At 65.4% G+C, this 18,632-nt stretch carries 15 protein-coding genes and 1 tRNA gene; 10 read left to right on the forward strand and 6 right to left on the reverse strand.

Features of this window, described 5'->3' with window-relative positions; genetic code table 11:
* A complete protein-coding gene (locus QF047_RS17005) occupies window positions 1-1,059 on the reverse strand; it encodes a zinc-binding alcohol dehydrogenase (RefSeq protein ID WP_307279480.1) in 1,059 nt (352 codons plus the stop codon).
* A gap of 240 nt (window positions 1,060-1,299) precedes the next feature.
* Window positions 1,300-2,973 carry an HNH endonuclease signature motif containing protein gene (locus QF047_RS17010; protein ID WP_307279483.1) on the reverse strand — a complete coding sequence of 558 codons (1,674 nt, stop codon included), beginning with the start codon at window positions 2,971-2,973 and terminating at the stop codon, window positions 1,300-1,302.
* Between the two features lie 261 nt (window positions 2,974-3,234).
* On the opposite strand from QF047_RS17010, the gene QF047_RS17015 reads away from it, so the two are divergent.
* Window positions 3,235-3,324: transfer RNA gene (locus tag QF047_RS17015), tRNA-Ser, on the forward strand.
* A 95-nt stretch (window positions 3,325-3,419) separates the two neighbouring features.
* Here the strand turns inward: QF047_RS17015 and QF047_RS17020 are convergent.
* Together QF047_RS17020 and QF047_RS17025 are read right to left on the reverse strand one after the other, a co-directional pair.
* Window positions 3,420-3,551: a hypothetical protein gene (locus QF047_RS17020; protein ID WP_307279485.1), complete on the reverse strand. Its 132-nt coding sequence runs from the start codon at window positions 3,549-3,551 to the stop codon at window positions 3,420-3,422.
* On the reverse strand, window positions 3,548-4,591 hold the full coding sequence (locus QF047_RS17025; RefSeq protein ID WP_307279488.1) for a pyridoxal phosphate-dependent aminotransferase: 1,044 nt from the start codon (window positions 4,589-4,591) through the stop codon (window positions 3,548-3,550). Before QF047_RS17025 ends, QF047_RS17020 begins: the two co-directional genes overlap by 4 nt.
* Window positions 4,592-4,867: 276 nt before the next feature.
* Here QF047_RS17025 and QF047_RS17030 point away from each other — a divergent pair, with 276 nt between their 5' ends.
* From QF047_RS17030 to QF047_RS17050, 5 genes are all read left to right on the forward strand, one after another.
* Entirely contained in the window at window positions 4,868-5,863 is a 996-nt protein-coding gene (locus QF047_RS17030; RefSeq protein ID WP_307279491.1) for a patatin-like phospholipase family protein, read from the forward strand.
* A gap of 194 nt (window positions 5,864-6,057) precedes the next feature.
* The gene (locus QF047_RS17035; RefSeq protein ID WP_307279493.1) at window positions 6,058-7,653 is read left to right on the forward strand and encodes a CdaR family transcriptional regulator; all 1,596 of its coding nucleotides are present in this window, start codon (window positions 6,058-6,060) and stop codon (window positions 7,651-7,653) included.
* Window positions 7,650-8,582 carry a glutaminase gene (locus QF047_RS17040; protein WP_307279494.1) on the forward strand — a complete coding sequence of 311 codons (933 nt, stop codon included), beginning with the start codon at window positions 7,650-7,652 and terminating at the stop codon, window positions 8,580-8,582. The genes QF047_RS17035 and QF047_RS17040 overlap by 4 nt, the downstream gene beginning before the upstream one ends.
* Before the next feature lie 73 nt (window positions 8,583-8,655).
* Window positions 8,656-10,170 (forward strand): amino acid permease, encoded by a 1,515-nt coding sequence (locus QF047_RS17045; RefSeq protein ID WP_307279497.1) that lies wholly within the window; start codon window positions 8,656-8,658, stop codon window positions 10,168-10,170.
* A 45-nt stretch (window positions 10,171-10,215) separates the two neighbouring features.
* Window positions 10,216-11,958 (forward strand): thiamine pyrophosphate-dependent enzyme, encoded by a 1,743-nt coding sequence (locus QF047_RS17050; RefSeq protein ID WP_307279500.1) that lies wholly within the window; start codon window positions 10,216-10,218, stop codon window positions 11,956-11,958.
* A 109-nt stretch (window positions 11,959-12,067) separates the two neighbouring features.
* Here QF047_RS17050 and QF047_RS17055 read toward each other — a convergent pair whose 3' ends face one another.
* Together QF047_RS17055 and QF047_RS17060 are read right to left on the reverse strand one after the other, a co-directional pair.
* Window positions 12,068-13,318 carry an FAD-dependent oxidoreductase gene (locus tag QF047_RS17055; RefSeq protein WP_307279502.1) on the reverse strand — a complete coding sequence of 417 codons (1,251 nt, stop codon included), beginning with the start codon at window positions 13,316-13,318 and terminating at the stop codon, window positions 12,068-12,070.
* Entirely contained in the window at window positions 13,311-14,663 is a 1,353-nt protein-coding gene (locus QF047_RS17060; RefSeq protein ID WP_307279505.1) for an aromatic acid/H+ symport family MFS transporter, read from the reverse strand. Before QF047_RS17060 ends, QF047_RS17055 begins: the two co-directional genes overlap by 8 nt.
* A gap of 138 nt (window positions 14,664-14,801) precedes the next feature.
* On the opposite strand from QF047_RS17060, the gene QF047_RS17065 reads away from it, so the two are divergent.
* From QF047_RS17065 to QF047_RS17080, 4 genes are all read left to right on the forward strand, one after another.
* Window positions 14,802-15,560, forward strand: coding sequence for an IclR family transcriptional regulator (locus QF047_RS17065; protein WP_307282023.1), 759 nt, complete (start codon window positions 14,802-14,804; stop codon window positions 15,558-15,560).
* Window positions 15,561-15,672: 112 nt separating this feature from the next.
* Window positions 15,673-16,803 (forward strand): cupin domain-containing protein, encoded by a 1,131-nt coding sequence (locus tag QF047_RS17070; protein ID WP_307279508.1) that lies wholly within the window; start codon window positions 15,673-15,675, stop codon window positions 16,801-16,803.
* The gene (locus tag QF047_RS17075; RefSeq protein WP_307279511.1) at window positions 16,803-17,651 is read left to right on the forward strand and encodes a fumarylacetoacetate hydrolase family protein; all 849 of its coding nucleotides are present in this window, start codon (window positions 16,803-16,805) and stop codon (window positions 17,649-17,651) included. The genes QF047_RS17070 and QF047_RS17075 overlap by 1 nt, the downstream gene beginning before the upstream one ends.
* A complete protein-coding gene (locus QF047_RS17080; protein ID WP_307279512.1) occupies window positions 17,651-18,418 on the forward strand; it encodes a maleylpyruvate isomerase family mycothiol-dependent enzyme in 768 nt (255 codons plus the stop codon). Before QF047_RS17075 ends, QF047_RS17080 begins: the two co-directional genes overlap by 1 nt.
* Window positions 18,419-18,632: the final 214 nt, after the last annotated feature.

Here is an 18,632-nt window from a genome sequence, read left to right on the forward strand (position 1 = left end):
CTACCTCTGGTCTTCGGGGGCTGCTTTGCGGCTCTGGTTTTGGGGGTTGGATTCCTGGGAGTTTTCGTCCTGGGGATACTCGATGACGTGGCACAGTGCGTCCAGGCTGCCGTCTGCCAGTTCCTGCACCACGTGCGGCAGTGCGGAGAACGGTGAGGTTCCGGTCAGGAACGCATCGAACACCGGATCCGCCAGGAGCGACACGGCCAGGTCCAGGCGGTCGGCGTTGGTCCTGCGATGCCGCCGCGCCCGCGCCACTACCCCTACCTGACTGGCCCTGATGGACAGGCGGCGGGCGTGGAAGTCCTCTCCCAGCGGCAGCGTGACCTCCCGGTTGGCGTACCACGACATCTCAATAACGTCTCCCTCATCGCCGACGAGCTGCAGGCTGCGCTCCAGCCCTTCCTGGGAAGCCGAACAGTGAAACACGATGTCGCAATCGGCGAGGGCGTCATCCGGGTGGCTGAACTCAACACCCACGGTGTCCGCCAGCTGTTTCCGTCCCGGATCCAGGTCGACGAGTTGAAGGCGCTGCAGCGGGAAGGTCCTCAGCAGGGTGGCAACCATGCCGCCAACGAGGCCAGCACCAACAACGGCGACTCGATCACCAAGGCGCGGGCCGGCCTCCCAGAGCGCATTGACCGCTGTTTCCACGGTCCCGGTGAGAACTGCACGCGGGGAAGGTACGTCATCCGGAATTCTGGTCAGCCCAGCCAACTCCACCACGTACCGGTCCTGATGCGGGTTCAGGCAGAACACGCGCTGGCCTAGCCACTCCGCCGGTCCCTGTTCCACAACGCCTACGGAAAGGTAGCCGAACTTCACCGGGCCCGGGAAGTGTCCCTCCTGGTGCGGGGCCCGCATCTCTTCGGCAACCCGGGGCGGAACCGAGCCGTGGTGGACCACCATCTCGGTCCCCTTGCTGATGCCGGAGTACAGGGTGCGAACCAGGGCCTCACCCTTGCCGGGCAGGGGCAGTTCCTCGGGCCGGAGCTCGCCGTGCTCCCGGGCTGTGGTCCAGTAAGCCGTTGCATGAATTGGCGCACGTGAATTAGTCATCTTGCTGATGAATCTAGCGGCCCGAGTGCGCTGGCGAAAGTTGGGGAGCATTCATGCGCGTTGCGGCACTTCATCCGTCCGGCATGCTTGATCCTCACCGGAGGGCCGACCCGCGCGGTACCCACGATCTCCGGGCACACAGGACCCGCACGTGCCTTCTCTGGTCCCGGAGGCACACTCGAGTCCGGCTACGCTCAATCTCCACGGCTTCAATCACCACGGAGCCCTCCTCGCGATGGTTCACGTGACGCCTGTATTTGCCTCACGCACCATCTCCCGGAAGAGGTCTTCCGGTAGCGGGTCCTTGGGCGGGCTGTATCCCGGCAGGAACCCATCGGCAAGGGTGTCTTCCGGAATGTCATCTTGAAAAAGATCAGCGGGGAATGGCGAATCGTCCGGCGGAAGCCATACCTCGGAAAGGTCATCGGGCGGCTCCCATAGTTCCAGGAGATCATCAAAGGCGCGGATGCTCTCCGGCACGGCGGAGTCTGGCCAGTGTGGTGGTTCCCAGTCCTGGTGTTCGCTTTTGTAGTGCCTGCCGCTGGGTGAAGTCCAGCCTGGTGGTTCGGTTTTGGTGGCGGGGGTGGGTTTCCAGCCGCTGCTGTGCCGGAGTTTGTGGTGTTTCGGGCAGGGCTGTCCCAGGTTCGATACCCCCGTGGTGCCGCCCTGATGCCAAGCGAGGATGTGGTCTGCGTCGTTGTCCAGGGAGCTGTTGTTGCAGCCCGGGAACGGGCATTTGCCGTCCCTCAACCTGAGCCAGTTCCGCATCGCCTTGCCCACCCGGTAGCTGGTGCGTCCGATTTCCAGCGGCGCCCCGTCCCTGGGGTCAACCAGCACCCGGTAAAACGAATCAGCACCTTCAGCGAGGAGTTTGCGTGCCATCGAAGCCGGGATCGGCCCGAACCCGTCCAGCACCGCCGGCTCCTCCGTCAGACCCATCAGTGAAAAAACGGGCACGGTCACCAGAACCTGCGCCCGAACCGACGAAGACGGGCCGGGCACTGTTCCCTCCCCGCTTTCGGAACTGTTTCCAGGGTTGATCCCGGCCCCGCTGTTCAGGAGTCCGTCGGAGAAGATGTCAGCGCACAACTCCGGCATGGTGCGGGGCTCGTCCGGGCCCTGCATCCCCCGGGCGATCGCGCTGAGCCGGTTGCGGATCGCCGAGGCCTGGACCGCGGGCAGGTACCCGGCAACCCAGGCCATCCCGTCACTGTCCGGCCAGAACTCCACCCGCCGGTCCGCCACACCCTTGGCATGCCGCTTCTCCAGGCTCTCCGGGTGGTGGCGTTCCCGCCACCCCCGGGCCTTGGCCTTGAACCGGTACGCCGGCATCTCCCCCACCGGGCACCCACGGGCCGCGTCCGGCGCGTCCGGGTCCAGGAAATGCGCCTCCATGATGGCAGCTGCCGCCCGGTCAAGGCTCGCGGTCTGCTCCACCATGGTCCGGGCATGCGCCCAGGACATCGTCCCGGACTGCAGCGCCGCCAAGCACCGCGGCAAAGACGTGGTCAAAGCATGCGATTCAGCCAGCAACGCCCCCGCCGCCCGGTCACCAATCGCCAGCACACACCCCACCTCGGCCACCAGGGACCGGTCCTGCGCAGTAGCCTCCTGCGGCGACGAAGCCGGACCATTCAAAACCGCAGTAGCCGCAGCAAACACCGCCACCGCCTCCGCCTTCACCGCCGCCATTTTCGCTTCCGACCGGGCCACCATGGCAAGAACATCCAACGCACTATCAGCAACCCGCTGCACCGGATCATCATCATTTCCCGCCGCGGCGCCTGGGCCAACTGCAGCATCCGGTCCGCCAGCAGCACCGGCAGTACTTCTGCCAGCCAGCGCAGCCATGAACGCAGCGACAGCAGCCTCAACCGCCTCCTCCGCCTGCACCACCGCCGGGTTCTTTTCCATACCTCCATCATCGTGAGGGGGTCTGACAAAACAGGGCCCCTGGACCAGCCCTTGCAAAATTTCTTCAAACTTTTTTTGAAGGCTCTTTCAACCACATAGCCAGCCACACCAGACATATGTGATGGGTGCGCCGGCGGCACTTCACAGCCGTCAAAATCCAGCAGCAAAGGCAACATGAGCAAGACTGAAGATCGGATAGGGTCCTCTGCCATCCGTCCCGTTTTGGGAATGGGCGTCTCGCTCCGGTACCCTATTGAGGTTGGTGACGTGTCCGAGCGGCCGAAGGTGCAACACTCGAAATGTTGTTTGGTGTAAAAGCCAACGTGGGTTCAAATCCCACCGTCACCGCCAAATAAGAAGGCCCCTGTTCCCTTGTTTACAAGGAAACCGGGGCCTTCTGCCATGTCCCCCAGCAGACATGGACGGCACCTTTGACCCTGATCTGCTTAGACGCGGGCGCCGAGGTCGGTCATTGCGGCGCGGAACCTGTCACCCAGCAGCTCCAGCCGTTCCACCGGCTCATTGCTGAAAACCAGACGGAGGTGGCGGTTCGCGATTTCCCCGCCCCAGCCCGTCATGGCTGTCGCCGCGACGCCGTGCTGCAGCAGGGACCGCGAAACGTCCGCCGGCTCCACGCCGTGCTGCACCGTATCCACGATCTGGGACCAGCCACCGGCCGCCGGGACCATTGCATAGCCCTCAAGGGCAGCAGTGACGGCGTCTCGGCGATGCTGCCATTCAAGGACGCATTCGGCCAGGCCGTCGTCGGCGCCTCAAGCGCTGCGATCAGTCCTGCCTGCGCAATTCCACCCGCAGTGATGCCGTTGTAGATATGCACCACTGAAAGGTCGGGCATGACGGCGGCAGGCGCCACGATCCATCCAAGCCGCCACCCGATCATCCGCTGCTCCACCGACGCAGTTCCCATGATCACTGTCCGCTCCCGCATCCCCGGAAACGACGCCGGGCTGATCACCTTCCGCCCGTCGTACAGGATGCCCTCCATATACGACCAGTACAGCAGCCACAGGTCATTCTCGATGCAGAGGGATGTGACAGCGGACCATTCTTCGTGACTGAGGACGTAGCCGGAAGGGAAAGACGGGTTCTGCAGGAAGACGGCCCGCGTGCGCGGTGAGACGGACCTCCGCAGGGCATCGAGATCCATGCGCCATTCGCCGTCCCGAACCGCCATGGGGACCAGCCGCGGCACGCCACCGGCCACTCGTACACGATTGAGCATGCCTGCATAGGTGGGATCCGTGAGGATGACTTCGTCGCCGGGATCGCTGAGTGCCAGGAGCGCGTCCAGGAGGCAGTCACCGTCGCTCGCTGTGACCACGACCTCCGTTTCGGGATCGTAGTTGATGCCGCTCCGTGCAGCAATCCGGCTTGCGATCGCCTTCTTCGCAGCCAGCTGGCCGGTGAACGGCAGGTACGAATTGGCGGAGTCGAGGCCGACGGCGGCGCGTGACGCCGCGATGGCGGGTGCGGGCGGCCGAAGGTCCGTGTCGAGGTTCTCAAGCCGGAGCATGTCAGGGTTCCGGTCCGCAGCCGCAGCCACGACGTCAATGTTAAATCCCGCCACATGCTCAAGGCGGGCTGGCCTGGTCCTCATGATTTGCTCCGATCACCGCAGAAAAGTCGCCGAGACCTTTGCGTGATGACGCGCATGACGTGCCCACATTTTATCGCCGTGAGGCGGTCCCGGCAGGATGCCGTTGTGCACCCTTCGTCGGCGTGGTACTTTTCGGGTGATCGTGACCTATCGGCAGGAGGTGAGTCCCATGAACGCAGTACCCGCAATGGGCGCTCCCCTGCAGTCCACGATCGCGCGACAGAACTAGTCGCGACCGGGAGCGCCGCGACAGGCAATTCGCGAAAGGCGACTCCCATGAACTCATCATCTTCTTCACCCCTGCACTCCATTTCGACGACGCCCTCCGAGCCGCCGGGCTCCGGCCAGGATCAGCCGCGGGCGGACGCCGCAAAGCAGGCGCACGCCGCGGGCGGACGGGCGCTGGTCCTCGGAGGCGGCGGCTCGACAGGCAATGCCTGGCTGATCGGCGTCGTGGCCGGGCTCTACGACGCCGGGCTGGACGTCACCACAGCCGACCTCACCATCGGAACGTCAGCCGGCTCCACCGCCGCAGCCCAGATAGCCGACGCAACACCAACGGAGCTGCTGGCCGCCATCCTTGCCGCTGCGCCCCAACAGCGGCCCGTTCCAGTTGGATCCGACCGCGGAGGTGTGCGCACCAAGCCGGTGGTGGACCATCTGGAAAGGATCAACAAAATCATCGCCTCCTCCGAGGATGCGGCTGACATGCGCCGAAGAATGGGCGCAGCGGCGCTTGAAATGGAGGCGGCGTCGGACGGTTCCTGGCAAACACAGTGGCGCGCCACCGTCGCTTCGCGGCTGCCCAACCAAGACTGGCCGCAGCGGACAGTGCTCATCACGGCGGTCAATGCCCATACCGGTGAACCGGCGGTATTTGACCGCTGCACCGGAATCGACCTGGCGGACGCAGTAGCCGCCAGCTGCGCAAGCGGACTCCCCTACAGGATCGGGAACAACAAATATATCGACGGCGGCTACCGCTCCAATGCCGAGAATGCGGATCTGGCAGCCGGCTGCGGGAGGGTGCTGGTGCTGTCCCCGTTCGGCGGGAGATCACTGGCGCCGCTGGATTGGGGCGTACAGCTCGCGGCGCAGGTCGGCGAGTTGCGGGCATACGGCAGCAAAGTGGAGACGATTTTCCCGGACAGTAGCTCTGAGCACATGTTTGGCGCCAACGCGATGGATTTTTCGCTGCGTCCGCGCGCCGCCCGGGCAGGCTTCGAGCAGGGCAAAGCCCTTGCAGGCCAGCTCGCGGAGTTCTGGCGCTGACGCTCAATCATTCAATCGGCTCCCCTATGCCACCGGCGCGATGGCATAGGGGATGATCCAGCTTCCCGGCTTGGACAAATAACCGAAAAACCGCCATCGAATTGGGGTTCCCTCACAAATTTTGCGGAATCAAGGCTGGATACCATGATCTGACCGGACAGAGCCGTCCGGCCCGATCTACCCAGAAGGAACCCATGACTGCCGTGACGGTGGACGACATCCTCTCGGATCTCCCCCTGGGGTTCGCAAGCCTGATCCTCCGGCCGGCGAACGGTTCCACGATCGAACGCTTCCTGATCGCGGATGCTGAGGATGAGACGTCCGACGGCGACGGCGCCTTTGTCCTGTTGATCGGCGTCCGCGGGAGGTCGGCTTTGCCCGCGTTGCGGCGGCTCCTGCAGAACCCGCCGCCCGTGGTCGCAGTTAAAGGCAGCCGCGACGAGCTCTCCGAGGCCGAAGAGCTGCTCCGCGGCGCCGGGACCGGCCTGCTCCTCGTGAACCCGGCCGCCGACTGGGACCGCCTGTTGTCCATCGCCAAGGACAGGATCCAACCGCGCAGCTACCAGAGTGAAGTCCTCACCCTACTGGAAGAAGACCTCTTTGCCGTCGCGCAAACCACGGCCCGGCTCACGTCGAGCCATGTGGTGATCGAGGACGCTGCCAACAAGGTCCTGGCCTACTCCACCGTCTCCAACGACATTGACGAGCTTCGGAAAGCCTCCATTCTGGCCCGCCGGGGTCCACGGAAATACGAGCTGCTGTTGAAGGACCTGGGCGCCTACCGCGAACTCCACGGAACACGGCTCCCGGTGCGCGTACCGGCCAGGCCCCAGGACGGGCTGCGGGAACGGGTGGCCATCACCCTCTTCGCCGGGGACCGGATCATGGGCTACATCTGGCTGCAGGAAACCGGCGACGGCTTCGGCCCCGACGTTGACCACGTGCTGAAAGGTTCGGCCGCCCGCACCTCAGCCGAGCTAATCCGTTACCGCAACCAGCAGTCCGTGCACATGCGCGAAGACCGCATTGCCCGGATCCTCTCCGGCCCGGCCGAGGCCGCAGCCAGCGCGCACAGCGAAAAGATTCCCGCAGACCGCCCGGCCGCGCTGATCCTGATCGGAATTTCCGACGTCGAAGCGCAGGCCGACGACGCCGCGCTGAAGCATGGCGAGCTTGCCAACCTGGCTTCCATCCATGCCGCCGCCTACAAAGCCTCGGCAATCGTGGGGCAATTCAAAGGGGACACCGCCGTGATCGTCCCCGGCCTGCAGTCCGCAGCAGCAGAGCCGGGACTCCGTGGACTGGCCGAATCCATCGCCCGGGATGCGCGCAAGCACCTGGGCATTACCCCGTTTGCGGCCGTAGGCCCCGTAGTCCCGGACCTGCTGTCCATCCACTCCATCACCCGCATCACGGAAGCACTCCTGAGCTGCCTGGGCAGGTCGTCGCAAACCTCCGTGGCCACCGTCGACGACTTCGAAGGAGAGATCCTCTTCCGCGAGGCAGTCCAGAATTTCTCATCCTCGACCTTCCGGCACCGCGGCCTCTCGATCCTCCTGCAGGAGGACGCTGAGCTCGCGGAAACCCTGCGGATTTACTTCGAATCTTCCCTTGACGTTGCCGAATGCGCCCAGCGGATGAAGCTGCACAAGAACACGGTCTACTACCGGATCAGCAAGGCATCCAGGGTGACCGGCCTGGAGTTCGGCAACCCCCGCGACTCGCTGGTGGCCTTGCTCCATATCCAGGAACGGGCCGGAACATCCATACAACAATCGGACGGGAAATGACCACAACACTCGAGGCACCACCACTCGGTCCCCTCCTCGACGACCTCGTCGGCAGCCACCGGCCGCAGCGGGAAACCGGGTCCGTGCCGGCGAACATCCCGTTCCTGGCAAAAGTCCCCTTCGACAAGTTCGGGATAGCCGTTGCCACCACGTCAGGCCAGGTCTTCAGTTCCGGTGACGCCGACATCCCCTTCTCCATCCAGAGCATTTCCAAGGTGTTCACGCTGGCCATGGCGCTCAAAGGCGACACCGCGGGAACACTGTGGACCCGCGTCCTCCGTGAACCCTCCGGGACCGCGTTCAACTCGCTGGTCCAGCTGGAGGTGGAACACGGGATCCCGCGGAACCCCTTCATCAACGCCGGCGCCCTGGTGGTCACGGACCACCTCATGGAAGAAACGTCCGACGCCGCCACTCGGGTTTTGCGGTTCCTGACCGAACAAGCGGGCAGCAGCGGGTTGTACGTCGATGAGGCGGCAGCGTCCAGCGAGCTTTCGGGCAGCAGCCGGAACCTGGCCCTGGCACACTTCCTCAAGGATTTTGGCAACCTGAAGCGCCCGGCGGAATCAGTGGTGGAAAACTACGTCCGCCAATGCTCCATCATGATGACTTGCGTTGAACTCGCCAAAGCCGGGCTCTTCCTGGCCCGGGAAGGCCACGGAAGGCTGGGCCCCGTCCTGTCGCCCAGCGCTGCCAAACGCGTCGGTTCAATCATGCTGACGTGCGGCATGTATGACGCCGCCGGAGAGTTCGCGTACCGGGTGGGCCTTCCCGGTAAAAGCGGTGTGGGCGGCGGCATCCTGGTCATTGTGCCCGGTGAGTGCGCCATTTGCGTCTGGAGCCCCCGGCTGGACGCCAAAGGTAATTCCGTTGCAGGAACTGCCGCGCTCGCTGACCTTTCCGACCGCACCGGCTGGTCCGTCTTCTAAAGCTGCCGGATTTCCCGAATCCCCAACTTCCCCCAACCCCAGTTAGATCTTCCCCGGATCGAAAGGATCAACCATGCCCAACAACCCCAATGACGAGGTTGCAGCAGACCAAATTGACGGCGGGCACGCGCACGCGTCCGAGACTTCCCTGCACGCGGAGGACAAGGGCTACCACAAGAACCTCAAGCCCCGGCAGATCCAGATGATCGCGATCGGCGGTGCGATCGGCACCGGCCTGTTCCTGGGCGCCGGCGGCCGGCTCAACGCCGCCGGACCGTCCCTGGTCATCGCCTACGCCGTCTGCGGATTCTTCGCGTTCCTGATCCTCCGCGCCCTGGGCGAACTCGTCCTGCACCGCCCCTCCTCAGGCTCCTTCGTCTCCTACGCCCGCGAATTCTTCGGCGAAAAAGCCGCGTTCGTCTCCGGCTGGTTCTACTGGATCAACTGGGCCACCACCACCATCGTGGACATCACCGCCGCGGCCCTCTACATGCACTTCTTCGGCAACTACATCCCCTGGATGGCCGACGTCCCGCAGTGGGCCTGGGCCCTGACCGCCCTCGTCGTCGTCCTCGCCCTGAACCTCGTCTCCGTAAAGGTCTTCGGCGAAATGGAATTCTGGTTCGCCCTGATCAAGGTCGCCGCCCTGGTCATCTTCCTCATCGCCGGCACCTACTTCGTCATCTTCGGCACCCCCGTGGACGGCCAACCAGTCGGTATCAGCCTCCTGACCGACAACGGCGGGATCTTCCCCAACGGCCTGCTGCCCATGATCATCCTCATGCAGGGCGTCCTGTTCGCCTACGCCTCCATCGAACTCGTCGGCACCGCCGCCGGCGAGACCGAAAACCCCGAGAAGATCATGCCCAAGGCCATCAACTCCGTGGTCTTCCGCATCGCCGTGTTCTACGTCGGCTCCGTCATCCTCCTGGCCCTGCTCCTGCCCTACACCTCCTACGTCAAAGGCGTCAGCCCCTTCGTGACGTTCTTCGGCTCCATCGGCATCCAGGGCGTGGACGTCATCATGAACCTCGTGGTCCTCACCGCCGCCCTGTCCTCGCTGAACGCAGGGCTCTACTCCACCGGCCGGATCCTGCGCTCCATGTCCGTCAACGGCTCCGCCCCCAAGTTCGCCTCCCGCATGAACAAAGCCGGCGTCCCCTACGGCGGGATCGCCATCACCGCCGGCGTGTCCCTCCTGGGCGTCCCGCTGAACTACCTCGTCCCGGCCGAGGCCTTCGAAATCGTCCTCAACGTCGCCTCCGTCGGCATCATCATGACCTGGGCCACCATCGTCCTGTGCCAAATCCAGCTCAAACGCTGGGCCGACAAAGGCTGGCTCGCCCGCCCGTCCTTCCGGATGTTCGGCGCCCCCTACACCGGCTACCTCTCCCTCCTCTTCCTGGCGGGCGTGCTGATCATGGTGTTCATTGAATCCCCGCTCACCATGCTCGTCACCGCCATCGCCTCGGTCCTCATGGTCATCGGCTGGTTCGCCTGCCGCAAACGCATCCACGAAATCGCCGAAACCCGCGAAGGCCACACCGGCAAGGCCCCGGTCATCGCCAACCGGACACCCATCAGGTAATCCCGATAACAACCGCCACGCACGCCCGAACAACAAAGAAAGACCATGACAACGGAACCCGCAGCAACCCTGACCGCATCACACACCCGACCCGCCGCCGTCGAACTTTCCCAGCAGGACAACCCGCAGGCGAACCATACGCAGAAGCCCCAACCAGCAACCAGGTCCGCGGGGCACGTCATTGTTGACTCGCTGGCGGCCCATGGCGTGGAACGCACGTATGTGGTGCCGGGCGAGAGCTTCCTGGACGTGCTGGATGGCCTGCACGCCTCTGATATCGAAACCATTGTCTGCAGGCATGAGGGCGGTGCCGCCTACATGGCCGAAGCCGACGGCAAGATGAACCAGCGCCCCGGAGTGGCCATGGTGACCCGCGGCCCCGGTGCCGCCAACGCCCACGTGGGCCTGCACACGGCATGGCAGGACTCCACTCCCATGCTGCTGTTTGTGGGCCTGATCCCCTTCGCCCACCGGGACCGCGAGGCATTCCAGGAGTTCGACATCAAAGCCTGGTTCGACACCGGCGCCAAGCGCGTGATGGTCCTGGACCATGCGGAGCGGGCGTCCGAAATTGTGGCCGAGGCGGTATTTGCCGCCATGAGCGGACGGCCCGGCCCGGTGGTAGTGGGCCTGCCGGAGGACATCATCCGCCAGCAGATCGACCCCGCGCTGCATCCCGCCATTCCTGTGGCAGCCGGCGGCATGAGCAGCACGGACGCAGCCGCACTCCAGGCGGCACTGGCAGAATCCAGCAAGCCGCTGTTCGTCACCGGGGGCAATGACTGGACCCAGGCAGCAGCGGACCAGCTCACCGGCTGGCTGGAACGCCACCAGATACCGGCAGCAGCTGAATGGCGGACGCAGGGAACGGTGTCCTTCGATTCACCGTCCTACGTGGGCCCCATTGGCTACGGCCGGCCCCGGCCCACCTACGACCTGCTTGAAGAAACCGACCTGCTGGTATTCGTGGGAACAGTCCCGGGGGACGTCATCACAGACGGCTTCGTTTGCCGGCAGGACTGGAACAAAAAGAACTTCCTGGTCACCGTGGACCCCTCGCTTCGCGGCCGGTCGGGTCCGGTGTCGCGGCAGATCCTGGCCAAGCCCGAGGCCTTTGTGCGGGACCTGGCCGGCATTGACCTGCCAGTGAAGGAAGAGTGGAAGGCGTGGACGGCGCGGATGCGGGGTGAGCAGGAGGAGTTCGCCGCGCTGCCCCCGGCGGCTCCGGCAGCGGGGCAGGCCAGGATGGATACCCTGATGGCGAACCTCGTACCGAGGCTGCCGGAGGATGCCATGGTGACCTTCGGTGCAGGCGAACACACCAACTGGGCCCACCGCTACTTCCCCACCCGCCGCTACGCTTCCATGATCAGCGCCCGCAACGGCTCCATGGGGTACTCGGTGCCGTCGGCCATCGCGGCTTCCCTGGCCGATCCCGCACGCCGGGTGGTCACCATCGCCGGCGACGGGGAGTTCCTGATGAACGGGCAGGAGCTGGCCACCGCTGCCCAGTACGGCGCCACTCCCCTGGTGGTGGTGATGGACAACCAGGAATACGGCACCATCCGAACCCACCAGGAGCGGCACTATCCGTCGCGCGTCTCCGGCACCCAGCTGAAGAATCCCGACTTCGGCCTGATGGCCAGGGCCTTCGGCGGTTTTGGCATCACTGTCACTGAGGACACTGAGATTCCGGCCGCACTTGATGCCGCGTTCGCCGCCATCGACCAGGATGGCGTCTTCGCCCTGATCCACCTCATCGTCGAACAACGGGTGAAGGCCTACTAAGGGTATAGGGGCGCGCCGCAGCCGCGCGGGCTCAGCAGGGCAATAACAGACAGCAGCGGACGACGGCGGGACGTCCCGCCGTCGTCCGCTGTAGTTGGGTGGGGACTGACTACGCCGGCACGCTCTCCGTAACCTTCTTGGGCGTGACGGCAGGGACGCCGTCGCCATCCTGCCCGTACAGCCAGTCGTTGTACTGGAAGTTGTTGTCCTTACGGCTCTTGAACAGGAGGTTCCGCAGCGTCCGGGCCAGGCCCGAAACGTGCCAGGATTCACCCCAGACACGTGCGGTGCGCTGGACACGCGCCGTCCGGCCGGCGCGGACGCTGTTGAACTCGCTGATGGCCTCATCCCATGCCTCGGGATTAATTCCCTCGGCGGTAAACACAGTACCGGTCGAAGAGTCCTGCAGTGCGGCGGCGTCCTCAAGTGCCTGGCATGCGCCCTGGGCGAGGTACTGCAGCATGGGATGTGCGGCGTCGCCCATCAGCACCATCCTGCCGGCGACCCAGTTCTCGATGGGGTCGCGGTCGTACATGGGCCAGCGGATACCGGTGGCGAGGTTCTTGAGCGCTTCCTGAACCGCGGGGACACAGTCCTTGTAGGCGGCCTGGAGCTCGTCCACTCCCCCGTACTGCTCCTCGCCGCGCTCAAAGGAGGCGGACTTGAAGACGGCCACGGTGTTGAGCAGTTCCCCCTTGCGCAGCGGGTACTGGACCAGGTGGCAGTCCGGGCCCAGGTAGACAATGACGTCCTCGAGGTCCGCCTTAGGGGTGTTTTCAGTGATGGGGACGGTGCCGCGGTAGGCCACGTAGGCGGAGGAAACGGGCTCGTCCTTGGCCACGAGCGGGCGGAGCGTGGACTTGAGTCCGTCGGCACCGATCACCACGTCGGCCTCGTAGTCCACGCCGGCGGCGGTGTGCGCCACCCCGCGGCCGTTGACGGTTTCCACGCTCTCGACCATCACGTCGTTGACGAGTTTGACGCCGGCGGCTTCGCAGCCTTCCAACAGGACCCGGTGCAGGTCGCTGCGGTGGATCACAACGTAGGGCGCGCCGTACCGCTCAGCGAACTCCCCGCCAAGCGTCTGGCGGGTGAGCTCCTCGCCGGTGACGGCGTCGCGGAACACCAGGTGCTTGGGCTGCACCCCGATCTCCAGCGCCTTTTCCAGCAGGCCCCAGCGCTTCAGCACGCGGGAGGCATTGGGGGCCATCTGCAGTCCGGCACCCACCTCGCCGAATTCCGGCGCCCGCTCCACTAGCGTCACGTTGGCGCCGTTTTCCCGCAGTGCGAGGGCTCCGGCCAGTCCGGCCATGCCCCCTCCGATCACCAGGACATCGGTGGACGTGGCGTGCTCAGACATTGTGTGCTCCTGTGGTTGTTGGTGTTGGGGAAGTGGTTTTGGCTTTGAGGTGAAGGCCGACGGCGGCCAGCAGCACCGCGGCGATGGCGGCGGCCCCGGCGAAGGCCAGGAAATTGGAGCTGACTCCCAGCCCAGCGGCCAGTAGCAGGCCTCCGGCCTGGGGTGCCATGACGGCGCCGATCCGTCCCGTGCCCAGTGCCCAGCCCAGCGCTGTGCCGCGCAGGTGCGCGGGATAGTGGTTGGCGACGGCGGCGATGATGAGGCACTGCGTTCCGTGGGTTCCGACGCCGGCGAGCACCAGCATGAGGTACACCACCGTCACGGCCGGTCCGGTCACGAGGACGACGAGTGCACCAGCGGCGACGGCGGCCGCGGCGATGGCGGTGGGTACGGGCCCAAAGCGGGTGCCGGCCCATGCCGTGATGACCGAACCTGCCACCGCGCCCAGGTTCAGTGCCAGCGCGAAGGTCAGTGCGGAGCCGAGGTTGTAGCCGGCCAACTGCATCAGGTTGGGCAGCCAGGTGCCCAGGCCATACCAGGCGAACAGCGTGGCGATGGTGGCAACTGCGAAGAGCATACTGATGCCGAGGTAGGGGGCGCGGAGCAGCGAGGAGAAGCCGGCACGGGCCCTGGGTTCAGCGGCAGCGGGCTGATCCCGGGCGTCCTGTTCCGGCTTCCGGGCGTCCTGTTCCGAAGCCAGCGTCTCCGGCAGGAATTTCAGCCCGAGCGGCACCACAACCACCAGTGCCAGCACGGCCACCAGGAACATTGCCTGCCAGCCGAAGGCCGGGATCAGCTGGATACCCACGAGGGCAGCGATGGAGCCGCCGATCGGAACACCGGACATCATCAAGGTGGCAATGGTGGACCGCCACTTCGTGGGAACCAGTTCAGCCACCAGGGCGTTCGCGGAGGGAACCAGGCCGCCGAGCCCGATTCCTGCCAGGAGCCGAAGAACGCCGAAAATGGCGGCGCTGGGGGCGAAGGCGCACAGGACAGTGAAGACGGAGAAGACGACGGCACAACCGAGGATGGTGCGGCGACGGCCCCACGAATCGGCCATGCGGCCGGCGAAGATGGCGCCGATCATCATGCCCAGGAACGCCATCGACCCAATGGTTCCGGCAGTGGCCTTGGTCAGCCCCCAACCGGTATCTGAAATCAGGGAGGACTGGACCGTGCCGTAGACGATGAGGTCATAGCCGTCGAAGACGACCAGCAGACAGCAGACCAGGACCGCCAGGGCGGAGGCCTTGGGGAACCGGCCTTGCCTGTCGCCAGACGGGGTGCCAGGTGCTCCGGGTGAAGACCGTTGCGTCGCTGCAGCGGGAAGTGTGTGATTCATCCCACCACTGTCATGGCCGCCCAAGGTGAACCACAATACAATTCTGATGTGCAGAAAAAGTCCAGTCCCACCCCTGCTACGAGTCCGCGGCGGAAGCCTGCGGAGAAAAAGCCCGTACAGAAGCGGCCCACGTACTCCATCGAGGCGGTGGACAACGCGCTGCAACTCCTCCAGCTGCTGCGCGACGGCGGGACGCTGCGGCTGAAGGACGCGGCGGAGGAACTGGGGGTTGCGCCTTCCACCGCCCACCGGCTCCTGGCGATGCTGGTCTACCGGGGTTTTGCAGTCCAGGATGAAACCCGGCGCTACGTCCCCGGCCCCGCCATGGGCGTGGGTCCGGCCGGATTGAGCTGGACCCGGCTGCTGCGTTCGCTGGCCCAGCCCCACATGGAACTGCTCTCGGCGCAGCTCAACGAAACCGTCAACCTCATGGTGCGCGTGGGCACCAAAGTGCGTTTCCTCGCCACGGTGGAAGGAAACAACGTGCTGCGGGTAGGCGACCGGCAGGGGACGGTGCTGCCAGCCAGCAGGACCTCCGGCGGCAAGGCGATCCTCGCCGAGCTGGATCCGTCCATGATCCAGCAACTCTTTCGCAGCAACAATGCCGAGATCAGCGGCGACACCATTGCCGAGGAGGACTATCCGGCCTTCCTGCGCGAGCTTGATTCCGTCCGCAGCAACGGCTTCGCCGCCAATTTTGAAGGCACCGAGGACGGCGTGAGCGCCCTCGGCATCGCGCTGCACAACCGGCACGGCAACGTGGTGGGGGCGATCAGCGTCGCCACTCCTGCCACACGGTTCCGCACAGTGTTCGACGGCGGCCTGGTGGCCGCCCTGCACGAGACCTGCCGGCAGCTGGAGATCGACATCGCCGCAAACCCGGCCGAGCCGGACTGATTACTTTCAGCCCCGCTAATTCTGTAGAGCAGAATATGCTCGCGATCACATGCAGTCCCTCCATAGGGTCGAACTACGCCAAAACTGTTCGGACCTATCCAGGAGGCCTTTCGTGTCCATCAGCGCCGAGAACGCGACCCATGAGTCTGTGGCCGCGAGCCATGCCGTGCCGGAGCCCACACCGGAGGAGGCTGTACAGCTGGAGCAGCTGTACAAGGATTTCGGCAAGGAGAACCTGGTTCCGTTGTGGACAGAAATCGGTGATTTGATGCCGATGGTCCCAAGCCCGAAGGCCGTGCCGCATGTGTGGCGGTGGAATGACCTGTACCCGTTGGCTGCCCGTGCCGGGGACCTGGTGCCGGTGGGCCGCGGCGGGGAACGCCGGGCCATCGCCCTGGCGAACCCCGGCCTGGCCGGCACCCCGTACGCCACCCCGACATTGTGGGCCGCGATCCAGTACCTGGGCGGCCGGGAAACCGCCCCCGAGCACCGGCACTCACAGAACGCGTTCCGGTTCGTCGTCGAAGGCGAGGGTGTGTGGACCGTGGTGAACGGGGACCCCGTGCGGATGTCCCGCGGGGATTTCCTGCTGACCCCGGGCTGGAACTTCCACGGCCACCACAACGACACCGATGAGCCGATGGCCTGGATCGACGGGCTGGACATCCCGTTCGTCCACTACGCCGACGCCGGGTTCTTCGAGTTCGGCACCGAACGCGTCACCGACGAAGCGACCCCGGACATCTCCCGCTCTGAACGGCTCTGGGCCCACCCCGGCCTGCGCCCGCTTTCGGGCCTGGATGACACCAGCAGCTCCCCCATCGCCGCGTACCGGTGGAAGCACACCGACGCCGCCCTGACCGAGCAGCTGCTGCTGGAGGACGAGGGCCACCCCGCCACCGTCTCCCAGGGCCACGCCGCTGTCCGGTTCACCAACCCGACCACCGGCGGGGACGTGATGCCCACCATCCGGGCAGAGTTCCACCGCCTCCGCCCCGGCGCCACCACGGACACCGTCCACGAGGTGGGCTCCAGCGTCTGGCAGGTCTTCGAAGGCACCGGCACCGTGGTCCTGAACGGCGAAACCAAGCACCTGGCCAAGGGCGACCTCTTCGTCGTCCCCTCCTGGGCAGGATGGTCCCTTCACGCCGACACCGGGTTCGACCTCTTCCGTTTCAGTGACGCGCCGATCTTCGAACGCCTCAACTTCAACCGCACCTACACCGAAGGACGCACCAAGTAATGAAACTGCTCACCCTCCGCCTGAACGACAGCACCGGCAACGGCAACGGCAAGAGCACCGTGGCGGTCCGTCAGGACGGGGACACGCTCACCGAGATCCCCGGGTTCGCCGACGTCGGGGCCCTGCTGCAGGACCCCGCCTGGGAAACCACCGCGAAAGCAGCCAGCGGCGCAACGCACGCCGTGGACGGCGCGGACCTTGCCGCCGTCGTCCCCGCCCCGGGCAAGATCATCTGCGTGGGCCACAACTACCGCAACCACATCAAGGAAATGGGCCGGGAAGTCCCCGGATACCCCACCCTGTTCGCCAAGTACGCCGAATCACTGATCGGCCCGAACGATGACCTGGCCCTGCCGCAGGAATCAGACACCGTGGACTGGGAAGCCGAACTCGCCGTCGTGATCGGCAAGCAGGGCCGCCGTATCAGTGAAACAGACGCGCCCGCGCACATCGCCGGGTACGCCGTCCTGAACGACGTATCCATGCGGGACTACCAGTTCCGCACCATCCAGTGGCTGCAGGGCAAAACCTGGGAAAAGTCCACGCCGTTCGGACCGGCCCTGGTCACCCGGGACGAATTCACCCCCGGCCCGCTGATGACCTCCGCGGTCGACGGGGACGTCCAGCAGTCCACCCCCACCTCGGACCTGGTGTTCACCCCGGAGTTCCTGGTCTCCTACATCTCCACCATCATCACGCTGAACCCCGGCGACGTGATCGCCACCGGCACCCCCGGCGGCGTGGGCCACGCCCAGGACCCTAAACGCTACCTGCAGGACGGCCAGGTCCTGGTCACCACCATCGAGGGACTCGGACAGCTGAAGAACCGCGTCACCAAGGAAGCCTGATGGCCGCCCGCACCGACCAGACCACCGACCCGGCGCTCCTGCAGTCCCTGCTGCAGGCGCGCCGGGGCACCGCGTTCTTCGCCCGCAAACTCAACGAACTCCCCGATGCGGAGCTCGACAGCAATTCCCTGCTGCCCGGCTGGACCCGCCGGCACGTAGTGGCACACGCGGGCTACAACGCACGCGCCATCGCCCGCCTGATCGAATGGGCCGCCACCGGCATAGAAACCCCCATGTATACCTCCCCCGAGGCGCGGACCCACGAGATCGAATTCGGCGCCACCCTCTCCCCCATCGCCCTGCGGCACCTCTTCGACCACTCCGCCGTGCACCTGAACGTCGAATGGCGCGACCTGCCCGCCGACGCCTGGCACCACAAAATCAAAACCGCCCAAGGCCGCGTTGTCCCGGCCGAAGAAACCGTGTGGATGCGCACGCGGGAAGTCTGGATGCACGCCGTCGACCTCGACAACGGCGCCACCTTCAGTGACATCCCCACACCCGTCCTGGAACGCCTCCTCACCGACATCACCGGCGCCTGGCACACCCGCGGCACCGACACCGGGCTGCTCGTTAAGGTAGACGGACCGGAGCTCACGTTCGGCGACACCACCGCCACCAACCCGACGATCATCACCGGCCCCCTGCCCGCCGTCGTCCAATGGGCAGCAGGCCGCGGCACCCACGGAGTCACGGCTACCGGACCCGGCGCAGCAGAAAGCACCGAAGAACAGAACCAGGTCCCGGCTCCGCCGAAGTGGATCTAGTCCACCAGGGTGGACAGCAGCAGGCGAACCACAAGAAGGCCCCTCACTGAGGGGCCTTCTTTGTTAATGCATCGTCTCCTGCGGTTGCAGAAACGGGTTTGTCAGCGTTCGTCCACAAGATCTACCGCGACGCCGCCCACCCCTCCCGGCTCGTCCTCCCGTTCACCACCCGCGCGGTGCAAGGGCAGGCGGGCTAAGCAGCAGCCAACCAGAC

Origin of the sequence: Arthrobacter sp. W4I7, assembly GCF_030816215.1 — a bacterium.
GTDB lineage: Bacteria > Actinomycetota > Actinomycetes > Actinomycetales > Micrococcaceae > Arthrobacter > Arthrobacter siccitolerans_A.

Bases quoted from the DNA above. Each gene is read 5' to 3' on its own strand.
- QF047_RS17005 (WP_307279480.1), bottom strand. From the start codon at position 1,059: ATGACTAATTCACGTGCGCCAATTCATGCAACGGCTTACTGGACCACA.
- QF047_RS17010 (WP_307279483.1), bottom strand. From the start codon at position 2,973: ATGGAAAAGAACCCGGCGGTGGTGCAGGCGGAGGAGGCGGTTGAGGCT.
- QF047_RS17020 (WP_307279485.1), bottom strand. From the start codon at position 3,551: ATGACGGGCTGGGGCGGGGAAATCGCGAACCGCCACCTCCGTCTGGTT.
- QF047_RS17025 (WP_307279488.1), bottom strand. From the start codon at position 4,591: ATGAGGACCAGGCCAGCCCGCCTTGAGCATGTGGCGGGATTTAACATT.
- QF047_RS17030 (WP_307279491.1), top strand. From the start codon at position 4,868: ATGAACTCATCATCTTCTTCACCCCTGCACTCCATTTCGACGACGCCC.
- QF047_RS17035 (WP_307279493.1), top strand. From the start codon at position 6,058: ATGACTGCCGTGACGGTGGACGACATCCTCTCGGATCTCCCCCTGGGG.
- QF047_RS17040 (WP_307279494.1), top strand. From the start codon at position 7,650: ATGACCACAACACTCGAGGCACCACCACTCGGTCCCCTCCTCGACGAC.
- QF047_RS17045 (WP_307279497.1), top strand. From the start codon at position 8,656: ATGCCCAACAACCCCAATGACGAGGTTGCAGCAGACCAAATTGACGGC.
- QF047_RS17050 (WP_307279500.1), top strand. From the start codon at position 10,216: ATGACAACGGAACCCGCAGCAACCCTGACCGCATCACACACCCGACCC.
- QF047_RS17055 (WP_307279502.1), bottom strand. From the start codon at position 13,318: ATGTCTGAGCACGCCACGTCCACCGATGTCCTGGTGATCGGAGGGGGC.
- QF047_RS17060 (WP_307279505.1), bottom strand. From the start codon at position 14,663: ATGAATCACACACTTCCCGCTGCAGCGACGCAACGGTCTTCACCCGGA.
- QF047_RS17075 (WP_307279511.1), top strand. From the start codon at position 16,803: ATGAAACTGCTCACCCTCCGCCTGAACGACAGCACCGGCAACGGCAAC.
- QF047_RS17080 (WP_307279512.1), top strand. From the start codon at position 17,651: ATGGCCGCCCGCACCGACCAGACCACCGACCCGGCGCTCCTGCAGTCC.